Below are 20,325 nucleotides of genomic sequence, written 5' to 3' on the forward strand. Positions count from 1 at the left end.
GCTACTCCGAGCGGCCGCGCGCGGTGCGCTGGAAGAAGGCGAAAGACATCGGCAAGACCTGGCTTTACACCATTCCGGCCTCGGCGATTACCGCAATCGTCATCTACGCCATAGCTAAAGTCGTCATCGGCTAGACTAAAACCCACCTCAGGAGATAACTCATGGACGATAACCAAACCAAAGCCAATACGCCGATCTTCCGTCGCCTGTACGAGCGCGTCTTCCCGACGGTTGCCGACTTCTTCGGCATGCTTGCCCAGCAGAGCGCAAACGCAGCCGAAACCACTCGCCTGCTCGTCGAGTTCATGGAAACGGCCGACCCGGCGGTCAGCCAACAGGTACGCGCCGACGAGCACGAGGCCGACCGCGTCAAGGCCAGCAACCTGAACGTGCTGAGCGAGGCGTTTTCCACCCCGATCGATCGCGAAGACATTCACAGCGCCATCATGACGCTCGATGACATCGTCAATTACTGCAAGTCGACGGTGGTCGAGATGGATGTTCTCGGTCTTGCGCCCGACAAGCACAGCCTGGAAATGGCCCTGCACCTGCGCGAGGGTGCCGAGGCGCTGGCGCGCGGCTTTGCCCGTCTATCGACCGACCCGGCTGCTGCCGGTGGTGACGCAGCGGCAGCGCGCAAGGCGGAGAGAACGGTTGAAAAGGCGTACCGGCGGGCGATTGCCGATCTCTTCCAGGGCGATGACTACCTGAACATGTTCAAGCGGCGCGAAACCTATCGGCACCTGTCGAACGCGGCCGACCGCGTGTCCGACGCAGCGCACTCGCTCGACAACATCGTCGTCAAGCTTTGCTGATGAGGAGATAGCCGGGCTGGAGGGTGATGAACCGCGACGTCATTGGCAAGCGCTCGAGATCGAAGCCGCTGAGCCGACTTTGATGTCGCAGTTCAGGTGCGTGGCGTGCCTTTTCCACGAGGATGGCACGCCGCGGCCATTTTGGCCCCCGCCAGCCGGCGCTCAGCGCGCTGGTGGCTTCAGGTAGTGACGAATGCGCGCGGCGATTTCGGCGGGCGGGGTGCCGTAGGTGAACTTGCGCAGATAGCGCCCGTCCGGGCCAAGCAGGTACATGCCGGTCGTGTGGTCGACCGAATACTCGTCGGGGGCGGCGCCAGCTTGCTGCACCTTTTCGAAGCGCACCCGAAAGCTCTCGGCGGCTTTGCCGACAAGCGCGGGCGATCCGGTCAGACCGCCAATGCGCGGGTCAAAGAACGCAACATAGGCACGCAGGACACTGGCCGTATCGCGTTCCGGGTCGACGGTGACGAACAAGGCCTGTAGCCGGTCGGCGTCCGGGCCGAGAGCGTTCAGCACGACGGCCATCTGCGCCAGCGTCGTCGGGCAGATGTCTGGGCAGAAGGTGTAACCGAAAGACAACAGTTGCCAGCGTCCACGGAAGTCTTCGTGGCTGACTGCGCGTCCGTTCGTGTCCATCAGCAGGTAGCGACCGGTGAGGGGCGTCGCTGCAGCCGTCTGCGCGGGGTCGCCGTCGCCGTCGCCGTCGTCCTCGGCGAGGGCGATCGGTGGCGTGACAGCGCCGATCAGCAGGGCAAGGAAACTTGCGCGTATCAGGTCATTGGGGAAGCGGTGCATGCCAGGTCCGATGGCTGGTGCGAGGGTGGAGTAGCGATTATCGGGGCGTTTGCGCCTGCTTTCGTTGATCGGGCTCAAGAATCCCGGGCCTGGACTCCGGCCGCGGCGAGTGAACGCCAAGCGGGCGGCTGATGAGTAGTAGTGTAGACTGCGCGCCTGGTTTTCCTGGTGTGCCGGCAACGGATTGTCGGCAGTCAATTCCCCATTATGGCTCAACTTCATCTCCTGCCGGGCAAGGACCGCTCCCTCGCCCTCCGCCATCCATGGATTTTCGCCGGCGCGGTCGATCGCTTGAGCGGTCGTGCCCGGCCTGGCGATACGGTCGAGGTCCTGGCGGCCAGCGGACGGCCGCTCGCCCGGGCCGCGTGGAGTCCGCAGTCGAAGATTCGCGCGCGCGTATGGACCTTTGACCCGGAGGAAAGCGTTGACGATGCCTTCTTCAAGCGTCGCGTGCAGGCTTGTCTCGAGCGCCGCCGGGCCATCCCGGATTTGCGCGACGAGGCGGGCCTGCGCCTGGTCCATGGCGAGTCGGATGGCCTGCCCGGCCTGATTGCCGATTGCTATGGCGATACGGTAGTCGTCCAGCTCACTGCTGCCGGTTCCGACAAGTGGCGATCGGCGATTGTCGGTGCGTTGCGCCAGGCGACCGGGTGCGAGCGCATCTACGAGCGATCCGACTCGGACGTGCGACGGCTGGAGGGACTGGCTCCGGTCAGCGGATGGATTCTTGGCTGCGCGTCCGGGGATATGCCGCATATCTCCGAATACGGCGTGCGCATGAAAGTTGACGTGGTCAGCGGTCACAAGACAGGCTTTTATCTCGACCAGCGCGACAATCGACGACTTGCCAGGGAACTGGCTGGCGGACGAACGACGCTCAACTGCTTCTGCTACACCGGTGGCTTCTCGCTGCAGGCGCTTGCTGGCGGAGCACGTTCGGTGCTCTCGATCGACTCTTCGGGCCCGGCTCTGGCCAGGGCCAGGGATAATCTGGCGCTCAATCCTCAACTCCCGGCCGAGCGGGCAGAGTGGCGCGAAGCCGATGTCTTTGCAGAGTTACGCGAGCTGAAGAACGCTGACCGGCGCTTCGACCTCATCATCCTTGACCCGCCGAAGTTCGCTCCCTCGGCCTTGCATGCAGAACGTGCCGCGCGCGCCTACCGCGACATCAACGTTTTCGCCTTCCGACTGCTGAACCCATCCGGTCTGTTGATGACCTATTCGTGTTCGGGCGGGATCAGCAGCGAGTTGTTCAGGCAGATCGTCGGCGAAGCCGCGCTGGCCGCCGGGCGCGAGGCGCGCATCCTGCGCCGCCTGAGCGCGCCGGCCGATCATCCGGTAGCGCTCGCGTTCAGTGAGGGGGAATACCTGAAGGGTCTGCTCTGCCAGGTCGAGTAAGCTCCTTGGCCGGATTATCGGCCTTGTCCGACCAGCGTGGGAGTGCTTGCTGGTCATCGCCCCAGATTTGCTGCACGCGGGCGTCGCGCCCGCAAGCGTAGCGGTAGTAGGCGTAACGGAGCGGGTTCTTGCGGTAGTAGTCCTGGTGGTACTCCTCAGCTCGGAAGAAAGTCGACGCCCGGCGGATCTCGGTGGCGATCCGCGGCAGACGGCCGCTCGCCAGCAGCGCGTCGCGCGACGCCTCCGCCAACTGCTTTTCGTCGTCGTCCTGCCAGTAGATTCCGCTGCGGTATTGGCTGCCGATGTCGCAGAACTGCCGGTCGGCAACCGTCGGGTCGATGTGACGCCAGAAATGGTCGAGCAGTTGTGCGTAGCTCAGGCGTTGCGGGTCGTAGGTGACGCGCACGGCTTCGGTATGGCCGGTTATCCCCAGACTGACCAGGGCATAGCTGGGATTGGCCAGGTAGCCGCCGGTGTAGCCGGATTCGGCTGCGATGACCCCCGGCAGTTGCTCGAAATCTGCCTCCAGGCACCAGAAGCAACCGCCAGCGAAAATCGCCGTCCTGCCTTCGCTTGTCCCGCTGGTCTGGTCGTCGGCCGGGTTCGGCGCGCAGCCCCAGAGTCCAAAGACGAGCAGGATGGCGAGCAGCGTCCGCCTCATGTGCGCAAGGCCGGCAATGGCTCGCCTTGGGGAACGAACTGCAGCGCCACGCCGTTGTTGCAGTAGCGCTTTCCCGTCGGTCTGGGACCATCGTTGAAGACATGCCCCTGATGCCCGCCGCAGCGCGCGCAGTGGTATTCGGTACGCGGATAGATCAGCTTGAAGTCGGTTTTCGTCGCGATCGCTCCCGGCAGCGCTTGCCAGAAACTTGGCCAGCCTGTTCCGCTGTCGTACTTCGCCGCGCTGTCGAACAGTGGCTGGAAACACGCGGCGCAAACGAAGGTGCCGGCACGCTTTTCGTCGTTCAGCGGACTACTGCCCGCGCGTTCCGTATCGTCTTCGAAAAGCACCCGATAGGCAGCGAGCGGCAGCAACGCTGCCCATTCGCTCTTGGCTTTCTGCAACTGACCGGCGGCCCCGCCGGCGGCGCCGCCACTGCACGGCGCAGCCGGCAGGACGAAAGCGGAAAGGCAGCCCAGGCACTTGAGCGATTGGCGACGGTTCATGATCTCCTCCTCGGAAATGAAATGGCAAATGCTCGGCAGGCAGACAGCAGGTGCGCACGCGGCGCGTCAGCCACAGCGTAGGACACTTGTTCGCCGCGAACGTTGATCTGCCCATTGGTCGTGCGCCGGCCGGGAAAACTTACACCGTCGGCGCCGCGGACAAGCCGCCCTGCCGAGGAAGTGCTGCTGACAGCCCGGCGGCGGGCGGCAAACGTCGGCACATGTGACAGAATGCATAAAGCTGCTGACTTGGAAATTGCGGTGCGCCCGGCGATGTGTTACAAGTCAGGCTTATCGCCCAATCATCTACAGTTTTTATCGCCCATGGTTTTTTCGTTCTTCAAGAAGCAGAAACCGCCGGAGAGAAAGATGATCAGCCGGCCGGCCGCGATTCCGCGTCCGAAGGAGGATCAACGCCTGGGAACAGTCGCTCCCTTGGCTGAACAAGGGCCGATAGCTCCATCGGTCGAACTCGTTGGATCGGATCTGACGTATCCAGCGGCGGTGGTCAGTGAAAGCCGGGTGGCCGAACCCAGCGCTTTCGAGTTCAGCGAGACGGCGCCCGAGTTCCAGATTGAAGCGGAGGTTGATCCGGTCGACGCCGAGGCGGAAGAAGCCGCCATGCTTTATGCCAACGGGCAGGACAGTGCGGTACGTGCACTACTTGAGCAGTCGACGCGGAACTATCGTTCGGCTCGCGGCGAGCGCTTGTGGTTGATGCTGTTCGACTTGTATCGCCTGAGCGGTCAGAAGACCCCGTTCGAGGCGCTCGAGGTCGAGTACGCCGAGTTCTTCGAAAAGTCACCGCCGATTTGGCGGGACGCGGCGGTGAGTGCGGTATCCTCGCCGGCGATGCCGACGGTTCTCTTCAAGGGCGATCTGTTGGCCGAGAACGCGGCGGGCTTCGACGCTGTGCGCGTTGCGCTGGAGCGAAATCCGCATGTTCGTCTTGATCTGTCGAGCATTCGTCGCGTGGACGGCGTCGGTTGCGAAAGGCTGCTCGAGCTCCTGCTCAAGGCACGCCGGAGCAAGCGCGAGATCGAGTTGCTGGGGCGCGACCAGGTCGGCATGCTGCTCGATCGGCGTATCGTTGCCGGGCAGGCGACCGATCGGGGGTGTTGGTTGCTGAAGCTGGAGATCTGTCAGTTGCGCGGCCAACTGGCGACCTTCGAAGAGCTCGCCATCGACTATGCGGTAACCTTCGAGATTTCGCCACCGTCCTGGGAAGCGGATCGCGTGGCAGACCCAGGACGGGCACCGCTGGTGCTCGCGCCGGTCGACCATCTGCAGGAGGAGACCTATGTTCTCCGGGGCGATCTGAAGGCGGCCCGATTTTCCGACCTGCTGGCCTATGCAAAAGCCAACGACCCCGTGCTGATCGACTGTACCGCCGTCACCCGCATGGATTTTCTCAGCGCCGGGGCGTTGCTCAATGTCCTGACGATTGTCAAGCGGACCGGGCGCCAGATTGTCTTTCGTCACCCAAACTACTTGCTGGCCGAGTTGTTTCGCGTCGTTGGGTTGAAGAACGTGGCGGACATTGTCCTGCCGAGAAACTAGATCAGAAAGCGGGTGTTGGCGATGGAGCAGTACCACGGAACGACGATCCTGTGCGTGCGCCGCGGGAATCGGGTGGCCATGGGGGGTGACGGGCAGGTAACGCTCGGCAACATCGTGATCAAGGCAAGTGCACGCAAGGTGCGGCGAATTCATCATGGGCGCATACTTGCCGGTTTTGCCGGGGGAACGGCTGACGCGTTCACCCTCATTGAGCGCTTTGAGGCCAAGCTCGACAAGCATCAGGGCAACCTGTTGCGTTCCGCGGTGGAACTGGCCAAAGACTGGCGCAGCGACCGCGCCTTGCGCCGGCTGGAGGCAATGCTGGCCGTGGCTGACCGCGATAACTCCTTGATCGTTACCGGCAACGGTGATGTCGTCGAACCCGAGCACGGCATCGCCGCCATCGGTTCGGGCGGCGCCTTTGCCCACTCGGCAGCGCGCGCCCTGCTCGAAAACAGCGATCTCGAACCGCTGGATATCGTCCGCAAGTCGCTGCAGATCGCGGCCGACTTGTGCATCTATACCAATCAAAACTTCACTCTCGAGGCACTGGACTAGCCATGTCGTCGATGACCCCGCAGGAGATCGTTCACGAGCTCGATAAACACATCGTCGGTCAGGCGAAAGCCAAGAAGGCCGTGGCGATCGCCTTGCGCAACCGCTGGCGGCGGGCCTTGGTTGGCGAGCCGCTGCGCCAGGAGATCACGCCGAAGAACATTCTGATGATCGGGCCGACCGGCGTCGGCAAGACCGAGATCGCGCGCCGCCTGGCGCGTTTGGCCAGCGCGCCGTTCATCAAGGTCGAGGCGACCAAGTTCACCGAGGTCGGCTACGTCGGCCGCGATGTCGAAACGATCATCCGCGATCTGGTCGAAGTTGCGGTGAAGACCGGTCGTGAGCGCGCAATGAAAGGTGTTCGCGGGCGCGCCGAGGACGCTGCCGAGGATCGTATTCTCGATGCACTTCTGCCGTCGGCACGGAGTAATTTCTTCGGCGAAGCGCAGTCGGCGGAAGACGGGACGACGCGCCAAAAATTCCGCAAGAAGCTGCGCGAGGGCGAACTCGACGAGAAAGAGATCGAGATCGACATCGCCGCTCCGGCGATGCAGGCGGAAATTTTCGCGCCTCCCGGCATGGAGGAGTTGACGGCGCAGATTCAGGGCATGTTCCAGAACATGGGCAGTGGCCGGAAGAAAGCTCGCAAGCTGAAAATTACCGACGCGCGCCGGCTGCTGATCGATGAGGAAGCGGCCAAACTGGTCAATGACGAAGAGGTGAAGCTTGAATCCGTGCGCAACGTCGAGCAGAACGGGATCGTCTTTCTCGACGAAATCGACAAGATTGCTTCACGCAGTGACACGCACGGGGTGGACGTTTCGCGCCAGGGCGTACAGCGCGATCTCCTGCCCCTGGTTGAAGGTACGACCGTATCGACCAAGTACGGCATGATTCGCACCGACCACATTCTGTTCATTGCCAGCGGGGCGTTCCACCTGGCCAAACCTTCGGATCTGATTCCCGAGTTGCAGGGGCGGTTTCCCATACGAGTCGAGCTCGACTCATTGTCGGTCGCCGACTTCGAGCGCATCCTGACGCAGACCGATGCCTGTCTGACGCGACAATACGAGGCGCTGCTCTGCACTGAAGGCCTGCGTCTCGAGTTTGCCTCGGACGGAATAAAGCGCCTGGCCGAGATTGCCTGGTCGGTCAACGAGCGAACCGAAAACATCGGCGCCCGACGCCTATACACGGTGATGGAACGTCTGCTCGAGGAGGTATCGTTCTCGGCTGGCAGTTCGGGCGCGCCGACAGCCATCGCCATCGACGCGCGCTATGTCGACGACCGACTGGCTGATCTGGCGAGGAACGACGATCTGTCGCGCTACGTCCTGTAGACCCTCGGGAAGCCGCTGCTCCGCCGTTCGGGCGTTGGTCCGCCCTACGGCAACATCAACTGCTCGTTCTCATACACCTTGAGTTCGCGCTGGCCATGGCCGCCGACGTAGTAGGTCACCCAGAGAATTTTCGGGCGGCCGACGGCCGGATCGGAGCCCATCGTGCGGTTGTCTACGCGGATCGAGATGCGGCCATCGCGGACCATCGAGCGCAGGCGTGAGGTGACGTCGAGGCGGTTGTGCCCCTCACCATATTGCGCGCTGACGATTCTGACGCCGCCCGGCGGTGTCTCGCTGCCGCTGTCGTGGCCCCAGCCTCCACTCCAGTTCCCCTGACCCCAACTGCCGCTGCTCCAGCCGGTAAACCGGGCGCCATCCACCATTTGATCCTCGCCGTACTCGAATGTGCGCGTTGCACCGTTTGGTCCACGGGCAAAAATGCGCAGCGTCTTGACCACGCCCGGATCCGGATCCCGGCCGAAAAGCTTGTTGGTGACACGGAAGGTATTGTCTTGCCGTGCAAGCTCGCGCAACTGTTGCGTCACGTCGATATTGCGGTAGCCGGTGCCGTAGCGTGCTTGCAGGATCTGCCAGCGCCCGCGGTCGCCATGCTCGTCGTCGGCGGCATTGCCCCAGCCGCCATCCCAGCCGCCCTGGCCCCAATTCCCACTACTCCAACTGGTAAACTGGTTGCCGTCTACGATGTCGTCCTCGACATACTCGAAAGTGCGTGTCCGGCCGCCCGGGCCGCGCGCGTAAATGCGCAGCGTCTTGACGACACCGGGAACGGGATCGTGCTGAAAGGCCTTGTTGCTGACGCGGAAGGTAATGTCCTGGCGCGCCAAGTCTCGCAGGCGTTGCGTTACGTCCAGGCTGTGCTCAGCCGTACCATAGCGTGCCTGCAGGATCTGCCATTCGCCGCGGTCGCTGTCGTACTCCGACCAAGCGGCTGCCGACAGCAGCAGGCAGATGAAGAAGGCGGTGAGGCGGGGCAGGATCAGGGTAGAAAGACGTAGCGTAGGCATGGCCAGAGTATTCCTTTCACAAGAGGACAGGGTTTGCTGCAGGAACGGTCATCGGGCAAGATCCGGCTTGCTGGCGAAGCCTTCGCCGACGCTACCGCTTTCCCCTACTTGACAACCATCACCGGCAGGTCGGTCAGATGGATGACCCTGGTCGTGACTGACCCGAGCAGCATGCCGGCCAGCGCGCCAAGCCCACGCGCACCCATGACGATCAAGGTACAAGCGTGCGTCTTGGCGTAATCAACGATGCTTGGCGCGGTTTCGCCGACGAGTACATGACTGGAGTACACCAATCCGGCGGCGGCCAGATGGTCGCGCGCGACGCGCAGTGCTGCATCACCCGCCTCTCGGTGGTAGTCCTGAACCACGCCGTCGTCGACAAAGCGGGTAACATCGGTGGGCAGGGGTGCCTGTACGTTAACCAGATGAATCTCGGGTTTACGCGCCTCCTCGGCGGTCTGTCGGATGACATGGTCAACGGCGTGTACTGCCGCTGGCGATCCGTCGACTGGAATAAGCCACACTGCAGTCATTTCTCGTCTCCCGTGATCTCTCGCTGAGCGGGCGTAGCCAGTGAGTCGCCGACCTGCCCGGGATGTCGTCGTCCCGCCAATTGCTTGCCGATGAAGACGACGAGCAGGGCACCAAGCGTCGATGCAGCGTATCCTGAATGCGGAATGGCCGCGTGCAGCGTCGTCGGCAGTCCCGGATCGCTGATCAACATGCCACCGCCGATCCAGCCGAGCAAGGCACCGCCGGCGGTGATCACGATCGGGAAGCGGTCCATCAAGGCGAGCACGAGTTTGCTGCCCCAAACGACGATCGGTATCGACACCGCGATGCCAAAGACGACCAGGATGATCGATCCGTGCGCTGCTCCAGCGACGGCAATCACATTGTCGATACTCATCACGGCATCGGCGACGATGATCGTCTTGATCGCGCCGATCAAGGTCGTGCTTCCGGCGACATCGCCGTGTCCGCCCTCGCCCTCGTCTTCCGGCTGAATCAGCTTGATGCCGATCCAGAAGAGGAGCACGCCACCGACGATCTTCAGGTAGGGGACAGTGAGCAGTTGCAGGGCAAAGTAGATGAGGACGACGCGCAGGCCGATGGCGCCCACAACACCCCAGAAGATCCCGCGATTGCGTTGCTTTTCGGGCAGCCGTCGGCAGGCCAGTGCGATGACCACGGCATTGTCGCCGCCGAGCAGGATGTCGATGGCAATAATTTGCAGGACCGAGATCCAGAATGCCGTTGAAGCGAAATCGGGCATGGCGCGTCTGTCTTTCAGGCGGTTGCTGGCTGTCCGACTCTTCGTGCAGGACTGGCCGGCGGGCGGCGAATCGAATGCGAGCGGACGACTTCAGCTAACGCCGGCGTCCAGCCCGGATTCTCGCACAGAATCGCTAGACTTGCCGACTGACCATCTGGCGATTGCCTGGCGCCTGAAGCCAGGAGAGGACGGCGCCGCGCAACGCGGCGCCACCTGGTGATGCGACATCGGGGGGCGTCACACCGCTGTCCGGCGAACAGCCCCGAGCTCAGAGTCTGTCGATGGGTCTGCGCGGCCGAGCTGCCACCTTGCTCACTCCTTGCCGGCCGCAATGCTCTGTTTGGTTCGCGTCGGGCACCCTCGTCTGCTCGTCGCGATCCATGGGCAAGCGCTCAGTCCATCGCTTCGTAGAGTGGCAAGGTGAGGAACTCCGGGTAGTCCGGCGTCAGCGACATCTTGTCGAAAATCACCGCTGCCCGGTCATAGCTGGCCGTGTTTTCGCCCTGCGCGCTGACCGTTGCCTTCACCTTGTCGAGTTCCTCGGCGATCATCGCGCGCACCATTTCCGCGGTCACCTTGCGCCCATCGTCGAGAACTCCGCGCGGCGAAACGACCCATTGCCAGACCTGCGAGCGTGAAATTTCGGCTGTCGCTGCGTCTTCCATCAGATTGTGGATCGGCACGCAGCCATTGCCGGCAAGCCAGCTTCCCAGGTAGTGGATGCCGACATTGACGTTATTGCGCAGGCCGGCCTCGGTAATTGGCTGCGAAGGCTGGAAATTCAGGAAATCAGCGGCGCTGAAGCTCTCCTCGCGCTGCTTGTCCCACTGATTCGGCCGATCGCCGAGGACCCTGCGAAACTCCTCGCCGGCGATCTCGACCAGGCCGGGATGCGCTACCCAGCCACCGTCAAAACCGTCGTTCGCGTCGCGCGCCTTGTCGTGACGAATCCCGGCAAGCGCCTTTTCGTTTGCCACCGGGTCGTTCTTGATCGGAATCAGCGCGCTCATGCCGCCCATCGCCGGCGCTCCGCGCTTGTGGCAGATCTTGACCAGTTGCAGCGCATAACTGCGCATGAACGGCACTTCCATCGTGATGGCGCCCCGATTGGCCAGGCAGAAGTCGGCGTTCTTCTTGAACTTCTTAATGCACGAGAAGATGTAATCCCAGCGCCCGGCGTTGAGCCCGGCTGAATGCTCACGCAGCTCGTAGAGGATCTCTTCCATTTCGAAGGTGGCGAGGATCGTTTCGACGAGCACCGTCGCCTTGATCGTACCGCGCGGCAGGCCGATGTGCTCTTGCGCCATGATGAAGATGTCGTTCCACAGGCGGGCCTCATGATGCGATTCCATCTTCGGCAGGTAGTAATACGGCCCGGCGCCGCGTGCGATCTGCTCCTTCGCGTTGTGGAAGAAGACCAGCGCGAAGTCGAAAATTCCGCCGGAAACGCGTTGTCCGTCGATCGTCACGTGCTTCTCGTCAAGGTGCCAGCCGCGCGGGCGAATCTGCAGCGTGGCGATCTGCGGGTTGAGCGAGTACTCCTTTCCGGCTTCGTTGGTGAACGAAAGCTGTCGCCGGATGGCTTTGTACAGGTTGACCTGCCCCTGAATCTGGTTATCCCATTTCGGGCTGTTCGAGTCCTCGAAATCGGTCATGTACGAGTCGGCCCCCGAGTTGAAGGCATTGATGATCATCTTGGCTTCGACCGGGCCAGTGATCTCGGTCCGCCGCCGTTCGAGGGCTTTTGGCAGCGGCGCGATGCGCCAGTCCCCGTCGCGAATTGCCTGCGTCTCCGGCAGAAAGTCGGGCATTTCGCCGGCATCGATGCGCGCCTGGCGGGCGACGCGTGCCTGCAAGAGTTCCTGCCGGCGGGGTTCGAAGGCGCGGTGCAGCTTGGCGACCAAAGCCAGTGCGTCATGGCTCAGGATCGCTTCGTATTCTGGCTTGATCGGCGCGTTGACGTGCACTCCGGCGGGCAGGTTGAGGCTCATGCGTGGGCTCCTATCGGTAGAGGGGTGGACTGTCCAGATATTCTATTGGAGCGCGCAAGGGAAGAGAAGGGCGCAGAAAAGCAAAGTATTTTTTACGCCAGGTATAGAATGTGAGCGTGGATCAGGTGAAACAGCTTCAAGCCTTCGTCAATTCGGCAACTCGCGGCAGTCTCTCGGCAGCGGCTAAGCTGGCCGCGGTGACGCCGGCCGTGATCGGTCGCCGACTCGACGCGCTGGAGATGCGCCTCGGCGTCAAACTCTTGCTGCGCACGACGCGCAGACTTTCCCTGACCTTCGAGGGGCAGGCCTTTCTCGAAGACTGTCAACGCATACTCAACGACCTGGCCAGCGCTGAAGCGGCTGTTTCGCTCGGCGGGGTGCGTGCTGCCGGTCATCTGAAGGTGTCGGCGCCGGCGGGCTTCGGCCGGCGCCACGTGGCGCCGCAGGTGGCTCTGTTCATGCAGGCGAATCCGGGCGTTACCGTTCGCCTGGACCTCGCCGACCGCCTCGTCGACCTGTTGAACGAAGGCGTCGATTGCGCGGTGCGTATTGGCGAAATGCCCGATTCGAGCCTGGCAAGCAGCAAGCTCGGCGAGATGCGCCGGGTGGTCGTTGCCAGCCCGGCCTATCTGCAGCACCATGGCACGCCACGCACGCCGGCCGAATTGGCGGGGCACAACTGCCTTGCCCTCGATCAGCAGCGTGGCTGGGCTTTGCGCCAGACAGCGGGCGGCGAAGTCACCAACCAGAAGGTGTCCGGAAGCTTCGAGTGCAATGACGGCGCCGTCCTGCACACCTGGGCTCTCGCCGGAAGAGGCCTCGCCTGGCGGTCGATCTGGGAGGTGGGAGAAGACCTGGACAGCGGTCGTCTGGTGGCGTTACTGGAGGAATACGCGGCGCCGCCGGTCGGCATCTATGCGGTCTTTCCGCAGCGCCGGCACTTGCCGTTGCGCGTACGGCTGTTTATCGATCAGTTGAAGACGATCTTCGGCGAGCCCGAGTATTGGGGTGATGGTCGACAGCCGGCGGCCTGTCCGGGCGGGTGATCTCCGCGGCGAATTCTGTCCGTTGGGGGCAAGCCCTCGGTCGTTGTCGGGCTGGCCGATGTGCACACCGCGTCGAGCCCTGTCGGCAGCGTCATTTCGCCACTACGCTGGCTTTCCGGGCCGCCCGTAGCAAGGCTTTTCGGGCCTTCTCGGCGCGGATGTGGGCGAGTGCCTGTGCTCGATTGCACTCCTTGCAGTACGAGTGGAGGCCGTCGGAGCTACGGGAGTTCTTGTGGAAGTCGAGCACAGATTTCTCCTGCTTGCACTTGACACAGACCTTTGTCTCTTTTGTATTCATGGCAATTGATCGTCGGGGTTGGTTGTTGGGAAGATGAAGCCCATCAGTGTTGTTTCTGGTCTTGGCCAGTCCATTTGTATTTTCTATCGATGAATCCTACGCTAGCACAACAGGCGATAGCGCACCATGCTTTGGAGGGCCATCGTCCCGGTTCGCCAAGTGTTCTGGCAGCGCACTCGCATCGCCCTTCGTCTGCGTTGTTACAGGCATGAATTCTTGACCTAATTTGGTTAAACACAAGTGACGTGCGTCACGCTTTACATTAGGTTGGTTGACCGCAATTCGGTCGGTATGGTGGCTCGCCGCTGGTTGAACGCGCGCCGGGATCATTCTCGATACCGGGCAGTCGACCGCTTCGATCGGTCCGGAGTTTCGGGGGTCCAGTCCATTCGACATCAATTCGCCGAGTTGATGGCCGTCACCGGGTTTGCTAATCTCTCGTTTGGGTAAGCCGAGCGAGTCGGCGCGACGGCGCCTGCTTCGTACAGATCACAGGACCGTTTCAAGCTGCGGGAAGATGATGAGTGAAGTGTGGTGGGTTCTCGCCTGGGCGGCGATGCTGTGCGGTTTTCTGGGAGTGTTCCTGCCGCTCATACCCGGTATCCCGCTCCTCTTCGGCGGGATGTTGCTGGCTGCGTGGCTTGAAGATTTCACGCGCATCGCGCCGTTTACCGTGCTGCTGCTTGCGTTGCTCGCGCTTGCTGCCTGGTTGTTCGAACTGCTTGCTTCGGTCTGGGGCGTCAAACGCGTTGGCGCCAGTGGGCTGGCCATCGCCGGCGCGGGCGTCGGTGCGGTGGTCGGAATCTTCGCGGGCTTGCCGGGGCTGGTGCTCGGCCCGGTGATTGGCGCGATCTGTGGCGAGTATCTGGCGCGCCGCGACGAAGGCCGCGCGGTGCGCGCGGGTGCCGCCGCCGGAATCGGTTTCATCGTCGCCGCAGTCGGCAAAGTGGCGTTTGCCGTGGCAATGTCCGCCGTGTTTGCCTTCGCCTGGTTTATCTGATGCCGGGCAGCCGACGCTCAGACGCGTCGAGCGGCAGACGATTCCGCCAGCACCAGGTGGCCGCGCCTTGCGTTCGTCAGTGCTGGGGCGTGCGAGGTCGAAGCGGGGCAGGCGAAGCAGCCTGAGCGGGAAGCCGGAGCCGGCGTGCAGCGTCGGTGGGCGTTGCTCCGTACTCGACGACGCCGATCAGCGGTGCGTGCAGCCGGGTCCGCAAGGTTGCCAGGTTCTCGTCGAAGCGCGACATCGCCGGGTCGATCCGGTTGGCCACCCAGCCCGCCAGCGTCAGACCACGTGCGGCAATTGCCTGAGCGGTCAACAGCGCGTGATTGATGCACCCCAGCCGCATGCCGACGACCAGCAGAAGCGGTAGGCCAAGCGTCGCGGCGAGGTCGGTGGTATCGGTCGATTCGTCGAGCGGCACGCAGAAGCCGCCCACCCCTTCGACGACGAGTGCGTCGGCGAGCGTCCGGAGTTCGGCGAAACAGGCGACGATGCGCTGGATGTCGATCGCCTGCCCTTCTTCGCGTGCTGCGATGTGCGGTGCAACGGCGGCGCGCAAGGCATAGGGATTGACCAGCTCACGTGCCGGGTGAAACGACGAAGCGGCGAGCAACCGCTCGACATCGTCGTTGCGTCCTTGTGCGTCGCAGCCCGCCGCCACCGGCTTCATGGCAATCGCCGTCAGCCCGTCTTGGCGCAGGGCGTGCAGCAGCGCACAAGCAACGAAGGTCTTGCCAATTTCGGTATCGGTACCGGTAATGAACCAGGCGGTTCCATTTTTCATTTGCGTGCGTAGGCCAGAATAACGTCGTAACGCGCGGGCAAGCCGGCGGCCGTACGATGCTGCTCATAGGCTGCCTGAACGCGCTGCCAGGCATGTCGCCCGAGCATTCCGCGCCGTCCCTCGTCGCCAACTGAATTGGCGCCGATTTCCTTGACCGCCCGCAGTAGCGCCTGCAGGTCGACATAGTGCAGCTCGATAGCTTCGCGCTGCACGCTGATCGCCGAAAAGCCAGCCTGCGCCAATGCTCTGCTGACGGCCTCCGGTTCGCTGAAGCCGAGTGTATGGCGGTGGTTGTCGACGCCGACAAAGGCCTCGCGCAATTCGCGAAACGTTTCCGGGCCGAGTGTGCTCAGCGCCAGCTCGCCGCCTGGCTGCAGGACGCGCTGCGCTTCGGCCACTGCGCGCGGCAGATCGCACCATTGCACGGTCAGACTTGACCACCAGAGGTCGAAACGCTGAGCAGCAAACGGCAGCGCCTCAATATCAGCCGCAACGCAATCTGCTCCGGCCTGGCGCGCAAAGACCAGCATTTTCGGGGCGAAGTCCACTCCCACGATGGTCGCAGCCGGCCAGCGGCTGTGCACAAGGCGGGCGCCGAAACCGGTGCCACAGCCGGCATCCAGAATAGTGGCAGGGGTGGAACGTGGGGTGAAACCCGCCAGCAAACGTTCGCAGACGCAACGTTGCAGCACCGCGGCTGCGTCGTAGGATGCGGCGCAGCGATCGAAGGACTCGCGCACGCGCCGCTTAGGCGGCAATTGCGTGATGGCAGAAATCGACGACATGACGGACGAAACGCTCGCCGTTGGCGAGAAAGGGCGCGTGCCCGGCCGCCGGGAATGTTTCCAGCCTGGCGTGTGGCAGCGCACGCGCCAGCCACTGCGCAGCGGCAAGCGGGTTAAGCGGGTCGTTTGCCCCATGCAACAGCAAACAGGGCAGGGAAATAGCGTGTACTGTCTGGCGTAGATCGATCTCGCGCAGCCAGTCGAGTCCGCGCTGCAGAGTGCTTGCTGCCGGCGTCGGTGACTGCCGCAGGGTGAGGAGGAGCGCTCGCGTGAGCCGGCGGGGATCGTCTTCTCCCTGGCTGATCAGGGCGGCAAAGCGTTGCAGCGCTTGCTCCGGTCGGCGTTGTACCTCACCGGCAAAGCGGTCGAGCAGTTGCGCTGTCTGAGCCGCCGGCCAGTCGTCGTCGCACGTGAAGCGCGGCGTGCCGCCAACCAGAATCAAGGCGGCGACGCGCTGCGGGAATGATAACGCGGCGTGCATCGCGAGCGATGCGCCGAGTGACCAGGCACACAGCGTGACCCCTGCCGGCAGCGATTCGATCAGTCGCCGGGCCGTCTGTGCGAAGCCTTCATCGTCGTCGGGCGATGCCCCGTATCCCGGCAGGTCGACCAGATGTACCCGGCAGTTTTCGGCCAGAGGGCCGACCAGCGGCTGCCAGACACCGGCGCCAATTCCCCAACCGTGGATCAGTGCAAGCTCGGGGCCGGTTCCACTGATCAGGCGCATGGCAGCTCGCGCAGGCTGTCCACGAGCAGGCCGACCTGTTCGCTGCTGTGCGCTGCGCTCAGCGAAATGCGCAGGCGTGCCGTCCCGGCCGGTACCGTTGGCGGGCGGATCGCCGGCACCCAGAGGCCGCGTTCGTAGAGGGCATCGGCCAGCATTACTGCCGTCTGGTTGTCGCCGATGATGACCGGCTGAATGGCTGTCGTCGACGGCAGCAGGCGCCAGCGCGTGCCGGCCAGCCCGTCACGCAACTGCGCCGTCAGCCGCCAAAGGTGCTCGCGCCGGGCGTCGCCGTCGGCAATCAGATCGAGGCTGGCGGACAGCGCGACGGCGAGCAGCGGGCTCGCTGCGGTGGTGAAGATGTACGTTCGCGCGCGCTGCATCAGCCAGGCGATGACCCGCTCGTCACCGGCGACGAAAGCGCCGGCAGCCCCCGCCGCCTTGCCGAGCGTGCCCATGTAGAGCAGACGCCGGGCGGCCGGCAGAGCGAAATGCGCCAGGCTGCCGCGACCGTTGCGCCCGAGCACGCCAAAACCGTGCGCGTCGTCGACGACCAGCCAGGCATCGTAGCGTTCGGCAAGCGCGAGCAGGCCGGGCAGCGGGGCCAGATCGCCATCCATGCTGAAGACAGCGTCGGTCAGGATGAGCTTGCGTCTGGCCTGGCTGTTGGCCAGCAGACGTTCCAGTTCCGCCAGGTCGCAGTGAGGATAGCGTTGGTGGTCAGCGCGCGCGAGGCGGACCGCATCGATCAGCGAGGCGTGGTTCAGGCGGTCGGCGAAAACGGCATCAGCGCGCCCGAGCAGCGCCGGAACAATGCCCAGGTTCGCCATGTAGCCGGTGGAGAAGAGAAGCGCGCGGGGAAAACCGATGAAGTCTGCAAGCTTGCGTTCAAGTTCAGCATGCGGCGTCAGATGACCGCTGACGAGGTGCGATGCACCGCTGCCGACGCCCCAGGCGCGTGCGCCGGCACACGCTGCCTCGACCAGCGCCGGGTGCGTGCTCAGCCCGAGATAGTCATTGCTGCAGAAGCTGACCAGGGTGCGGCCGTCGATCTTGGCGAGCGGTCCGCACGGCCCCTCGAGTGTGCGCTGCCGACGCTGCAGGCCGTCGCGCTGGAGGCGCTCGAGTTCCTGCTCGAGTTCGTCCCAGATCATTGCTGCAGCGCGTCCTCAAGCGCGCCGATCGCACGCTCGACAAGAAAATCGCATTCGCTGCGGCTGATCACGTAGGGTGGCATGAAGTAGACCGTGTTGCCGATTGGCCGCAGGAGGATCTCACGCGCAAGCGCAGCGCGGTAGAAGCGCAGCGCGAAAGCTGGGTCGTCGGTCAGGACATCGAAGGCAGCGATCATGCCGCGCTGCCGCAGGTTGCGTACGCGTGGGTGATCGGTGAGCGGGCTCAGGCGTTGGCCGAGATGCTCGGCGAGCGCACGGTTGCTGGCGATCACCGCATGTTCGGCAAACAGATCGAGCGTTGCCAGAGCAGCGCGGCAGGCGAGCGCATTGCCGGTGTATGAGTGCGAATGCAGGAAGCCACGGCTGATCCTGTCGTCGTAGAAACTCTGATAGACGTCGTCAGTGGCCAGCACGACCGAGAGCGGCAGATAGCCGCCTGATATCCCCTTTGACAAACAAACAAAATCGGGCTGGATGGCAGCTTGCTCATGGGCGAAGAAACTGCCCGTGCGACCGCAGCCGACAGCGATTTCGTCGCAGATCAGGTGCACCTCATAGTGATCGCAGAGCTGGCGGGCCAGGCGCAGGTATTCCGGGTCGTACATGACCATCCCGCTGGCGCACTGGACGAGTGGCTCGACGATCAGAGCGGCGATCTTCTGGTGTTCGCGGGCAAGGCGAAGTTCCAGGTCGGCCGCGGCACGTCGGGCGACGTCCGGCGCGCTCTCGCCGCTTTCCGCCAGGCGCGCGTCGGGGCTGGCGACGGTGGCGGCCGAGCGCAGCAGCGGCGCGTAGGCGTCCTTGAACAAGGCGACATCGGTTACCGCCAGCGCGCCGACGGTCTCTCCGTGATAGCTGCCGGTCAGACAAAGGAAGTCCTGCTTTTCCTCGCGTCCCCGGTTGCGCCACGCATGGAATGACATCTTCAGCGCGATTTCGGTCGCCGACGCTCCGTCCGAAGCGTAGAAGCAATGGCCAAGCTTGCCGCCGGCGAGTGCCGACAAGCGCTCTGAAAGCTCGACTACCGGGCGATGCGTGAAGCCGGCGAGCATCAGATGTTCGAGTTCGTCGAGCTGAGCGCGCAAGGCGGCGTTGATCTGCGGGTTGCAGTGGCCAAACAGGTTGACCCACCAGGAGCTGATACCGTCGAGGTAACGCCGGCCTTCGAAGTCGATCAGCCAGACCCCTTGGCCGCGCGCAATCGGGATCAGCGGCAGCGCCAGACCGTCCAGCGCGTGCTGCTTCATCTGGGTGCACGGGTGCCAGACGGCGGCCAGGCTGCGCTGCAGCAGATGATCGTTGTTCGTCATCCGGAGGCTGCCTTGCTTCAGTGCAGCGTCTGCGATGGCAGGCCGGCTTCTTCCGGCATCTCGGCGTGAACCGTATCGCCGTCGGCGTTCGGATACAGCGGCGCGCCGCAGTCGTCACAGAATTCGTACGGGAACTGCTGGTCGAGAACGACGATTTCAGTCAGCCCCGTCTTGCGAAGCGCAGCCTCGATTTCGCCGGGAACGTCAGTATTGTCATCCTCGACGCTGAGCAGTGGCCAGACAACGCCGTGATAGATTGCATCGCTGTCTAAGGGTCCGAAGCCGATCCGGTACTCCTCGAGCCTTTGTTCGTGGAAGCCACCGACCACGGCACGCATGGTTTCCGGTGCCTGCCCCAGGGTGGCCTGAAGAAAGGCAACGGAGGCATGCAGAGAATAAGGCCGCGAGGCGCTGTCCGCCGCTCGACAGGCGGAATGATACGCGTCGGCAAGCAACGGTTGGTACGCGCAGCCGGTCAGCAAGGGCTCGAGGCAGGGTCCGCCTTGCCGCACCCATTCCTTCAGCGCCGCTTCGCGCGTGCTCTTGTCGGCCTCGTTCCAGCGGAACAGGGGCATCGCGCGCGGCACGGCGAGGGCACCGAGGATGTAGCGCGTATCGGAAAGGAATCGATTGGTTTGCGGCATAGACGATGCATCTACGCCGAAGTCCTCGCCGGCGAGCGCAGCGGCGCCGATCTTGTGCATCAGTTGCCAGGTGTCGACGAAGCTGTGCGGCAACTGATCCGGGCTGTAAAGATAGTCGGCAAGCGCCAGCTTGGCGCCCACAGCGAGAACGTGGGCGCCAAGCTGAACCTTGATTGTCTGCAGTGTCGATCGGGGTATCGTTGCCGTGGGGATGGAGAAACGCGACCAGCTCAGGATGGGCGCGGCAAAAAGCAGGATGTCGGTTTCCTGGCCACGATCCATCAGCGTGCAAGACTCGGCGTGCGCTTCGATGACGTCGGCCAAGTCGTCGTGGGCCATCGGGTGCGTATCGAACAGGCGGTCCAGGGCGGCAGTCAGGTCATCTTCAGCGCTATCGCGGAACAGCCGGCAAACGAGTTCGCCGAGGCGATTCTGCCAGAAGTCGTCCTCGAGCTTGCCGCCGGACTCGGCAAGACCGATGGCCAGGCGGCTCAGCTCCGCTGCGTCGGCCGAAATGCGCTTGCGTGAAGAGAAGCGGTTGCGTTTCATCGTTGAAGGCCTGTGAGACGGTCAATCGAGCATTGTACCAAGTGGAGCTACACCGGGGGCTACTGCATCGCTGTCTGCTCCTGGCCAT

20 protein-coding genes are annotated in these 20,325 nt (G+C 63.5%); 7 read left to right on the forward strand and 13 right to left on the reverse strand.

The annotated features are described in order from the left end of the window. Nucleotides 1–161 precede the first annotated feature (161 nt). Nucleotides 162–815 (forward strand): DUF47 family protein, encoded by a 654-nt coding sequence (locus tag RKP46_RS06215; protein WP_311105832.1) that lies wholly within the window; start codon nt 162–164, stop codon nt 813–815. 162 nt (nt 816–977) lie between these two features. On the opposite strand, the gene RKP46_RS06220 is transcribed toward RKP46_RS06215, so the two are convergent. Continuing rightward, entirely contained in the window at nt 978–1,610 is a 633-nt protein-coding gene (locus RKP46_RS06220; protein ID WP_311105833.1) for an SCO family protein, read from the reverse strand. Between the two features lie 207 nt (nt 1,611–1,817). Between RKP46_RS06220 and RKP46_RS06225 the strand changes: the two genes are divergently transcribed. Further along, a complete protein-coding gene (locus tag RKP46_RS06225; protein ID WP_311105834.1) occupies nt 1,818–3,008 on the forward strand; it encodes a class I SAM-dependent rRNA methyltransferase in 1,191 nt (396 codons plus the stop codon). On the opposite strand, the gene msrA is transcribed toward RKP46_RS06225, so the two are convergent. Together msrA and msrB are read right to left on the reverse strand one after the other, a co-directional pair. Then, nucleotides 2,962–3,669 (reverse strand): peptide-methionine (S)-S-oxide reductase MsrA, encoded by a 708-nt coding sequence (gene msrA / locus RKP46_RS06230; protein ID WP_311105835.1) that lies wholly within the window; start codon nt 3,667–3,669, stop codon nt 2,962–2,964. The genes RKP46_RS06225 and msrA overlap by 47 nt on opposite strands. Beyond that, nucleotides 3,666–4,175, reverse strand: coding sequence for a peptide-methionine (R)-S-oxide reductase MsrB (msrB, locus tag RKP46_RS06235; protein WP_311105836.1), 510 nt, complete (start codon nt 4,173–4,175; stop codon nt 3,666–3,668). The genes msrA and msrB overlap by 4 nt, the downstream gene beginning before the upstream one ends. A gap of 369 nt (nt 4,176–4,544) precedes the next feature. Here msrB and RKP46_RS06240 point away from each other — a divergent pair, with 369 nt between their 5' ends. From RKP46_RS06240 to hslU, 3 genes are read left to right on the forward strand one after another with little or no spacing between them, the layout of a single operon-like run. Next, nucleotides 4,545–5,735 (forward strand): STAS domain-containing protein, encoded by a 1,191-nt coding sequence (locus RKP46_RS06240; RefSeq protein WP_311105837.1) that lies wholly within the window; start codon nt 4,545–4,547, stop codon nt 5,733–5,735. 21 nt (nt 5,736–5,756) lie between these two features. After that, the gene (gene hslV, locus RKP46_RS06245) at nt 5,757–6,293 is read left to right on the forward strand and encodes an ATP-dependent protease subunit HslV (protein WP_311105838.1); all 537 of its coding nucleotides are present in this window, start codon (nt 5,757–5,759) and stop codon (nt 6,291–6,293) included. Nucleotides 6,294–6,295: 2 nt separating this feature from the next. Continuing rightward, entirely contained in the window at nt 6,296–7,630 is a 1,335-nt protein-coding gene (gene hslU, locus RKP46_RS06250; RefSeq protein WP_311105839.1) for an ATP-dependent protease ATPase subunit HslU, read from the forward strand. A gap of 44 nt (nt 7,631–7,674) precedes the next feature. On the opposite strand, the gene RKP46_RS06255 is transcribed toward hslU, so the two are convergent. The 4 genes from RKP46_RS06255 to aceB form a co-directional block, all read right to left on the reverse strand. Further along, nucleotides 7,675–8,655: a hypothetical protein gene (locus tag RKP46_RS06255; protein ID WP_311105840.1), complete on the reverse strand. Its 981-nt coding sequence runs from the start codon at nt 8,653–8,655 to the stop codon at nt 7,675–7,677. Nucleotides 8,656–8,759: 104 nt separating this feature from the next. Then, nucleotides 8,760–9,188: a universal stress protein gene (locus RKP46_RS06260; protein WP_311105841.1), complete on the reverse strand. Its 429-nt coding sequence runs from the start codon at nt 9,186–9,188 to the stop codon at nt 8,760–8,762. Continuing rightward, nucleotides 9,185–9,931: a TerC family protein gene (locus tag RKP46_RS06265; RefSeq protein ID WP_311105842.1), complete on the reverse strand. Its 747-nt coding sequence runs from the start codon at nt 9,929–9,931 to the stop codon at nt 9,185–9,187. The genes RKP46_RS06260 and RKP46_RS06265 overlap by 4 nt, the downstream gene beginning before the upstream one ends. A gap of 392 nt (nt 9,932–10,323) precedes the next feature. After that, complete coding sequence (gene aceB / locus RKP46_RS06270; protein ID WP_311105843.1) at nt 10,324–11,922, reverse strand: malate synthase A; 1,599 nt, start codon at nt 11,920–11,922, stop codon at nt 10,324–10,326. A gap of 116 nt (nt 11,923–12,038) precedes the next feature. On the opposite strand from aceB, the gene RKP46_RS06275 reads away from it, so the two are divergent. Continuing rightward, complete coding sequence (locus RKP46_RS06275) at nt 12,039–12,968, forward strand: LysR family transcriptional regulator (protein WP_311105844.1); 930 nt, start codon at nt 12,039–12,041, stop codon at nt 12,966–12,968. An 815-nt stretch (nt 12,969–13,783) separates the two neighbouring features. Continuing rightward, nucleotides 13,784–14,266 carry a DUF456 family protein gene (locus tag RKP46_RS06280; RefSeq protein WP_311105845.1) on the forward strand — a complete coding sequence of 161 codons (483 nt, stop codon included), beginning with the start codon at nt 13,784–13,786 and terminating at the stop codon, nt 14,264–14,266. Nucleotides 14,267–14,342: 76 nt separating this feature from the next. On the opposite strand, the gene bioD is transcribed toward RKP46_RS06280, so the two are convergent. Genes bioD through RKP46_RS06310 form a run of 6 tightly spaced genes read right to left on the reverse strand, consistent with a single transcriptional unit; the run spans nt 14,343 to nt 20,237 of the window. Further along, nucleotides 14,343–15,050 carry a dethiobiotin synthase gene (gene bioD / locus RKP46_RS06285; RefSeq protein ID WP_311105846.1) on the reverse strand — a complete coding sequence of 236 codons (708 nt, stop codon included), beginning with the start codon at nt 15,048–15,050 and terminating at the stop codon, nt 14,343–14,345. Then, on the reverse strand, nt 15,047–15,835 hold the full coding sequence (gene bioC / locus RKP46_RS06290; protein ID WP_311105847.1) for a malonyl-ACP O-methyltransferase BioC: 789 nt from the start codon (nt 15,833–15,835) through the stop codon (nt 15,047–15,049). Before bioC ends, bioD begins: the two co-directional genes overlap by 4 nt. Continuing rightward, on the reverse strand, nt 15,798–16,562 hold the full coding sequence (locus tag RKP46_RS06295; RefSeq protein WP_311105848.1) for an alpha/beta fold hydrolase: 765 nt from the start codon (nt 16,560–16,562) through the stop codon (nt 15,798–15,800). The genes bioC and RKP46_RS06295 overlap by 38 nt, the downstream gene beginning before the upstream one ends. Beyond that, nucleotides 16,553–17,713 carry an 8-amino-7-oxononanoate synthase gene (bioF, locus tag RKP46_RS06300; RefSeq protein ID WP_311105849.1) on the reverse strand — a complete coding sequence of 387 codons (1,161 nt, stop codon included), beginning with the start codon at nt 17,711–17,713 and terminating at the stop codon, nt 16,553–16,555. Before bioF ends, RKP46_RS06295 begins: the two co-directional genes overlap by 10 nt. Next, complete coding sequence (locus RKP46_RS06305; RefSeq protein WP_311105850.1) at nt 17,710–19,044, reverse strand: adenosylmethionine--8-amino-7-oxononanoate transaminase; 1,335 nt, start codon at nt 19,042–19,044, stop codon at nt 17,710–17,712. Before RKP46_RS06305 ends, bioF begins: the two co-directional genes overlap by 4 nt. A 17-nt stretch (nt 19,045–19,061) precedes the next feature. Continuing rightward, nucleotides 19,062–20,237 carry a DUF2863 family protein gene (locus RKP46_RS06310; protein ID WP_311105851.1) on the reverse strand — a complete coding sequence of 392 codons (1,176 nt, stop codon included), beginning with the start codon at nt 20,235–20,237 and terminating at the stop codon, nt 19,062–19,064. Between the last annotated feature and the right edge of the window lie 88 nt (nt 20,238–20,325).

The organism is Accumulibacter sp. (genome assembly GCF_031732815.1).
Classification (GTDB): Bacteria; Pseudomonadota; Gammaproteobacteria; order Burkholderiales; family Rhodocyclaceae; genus Accumulibacter.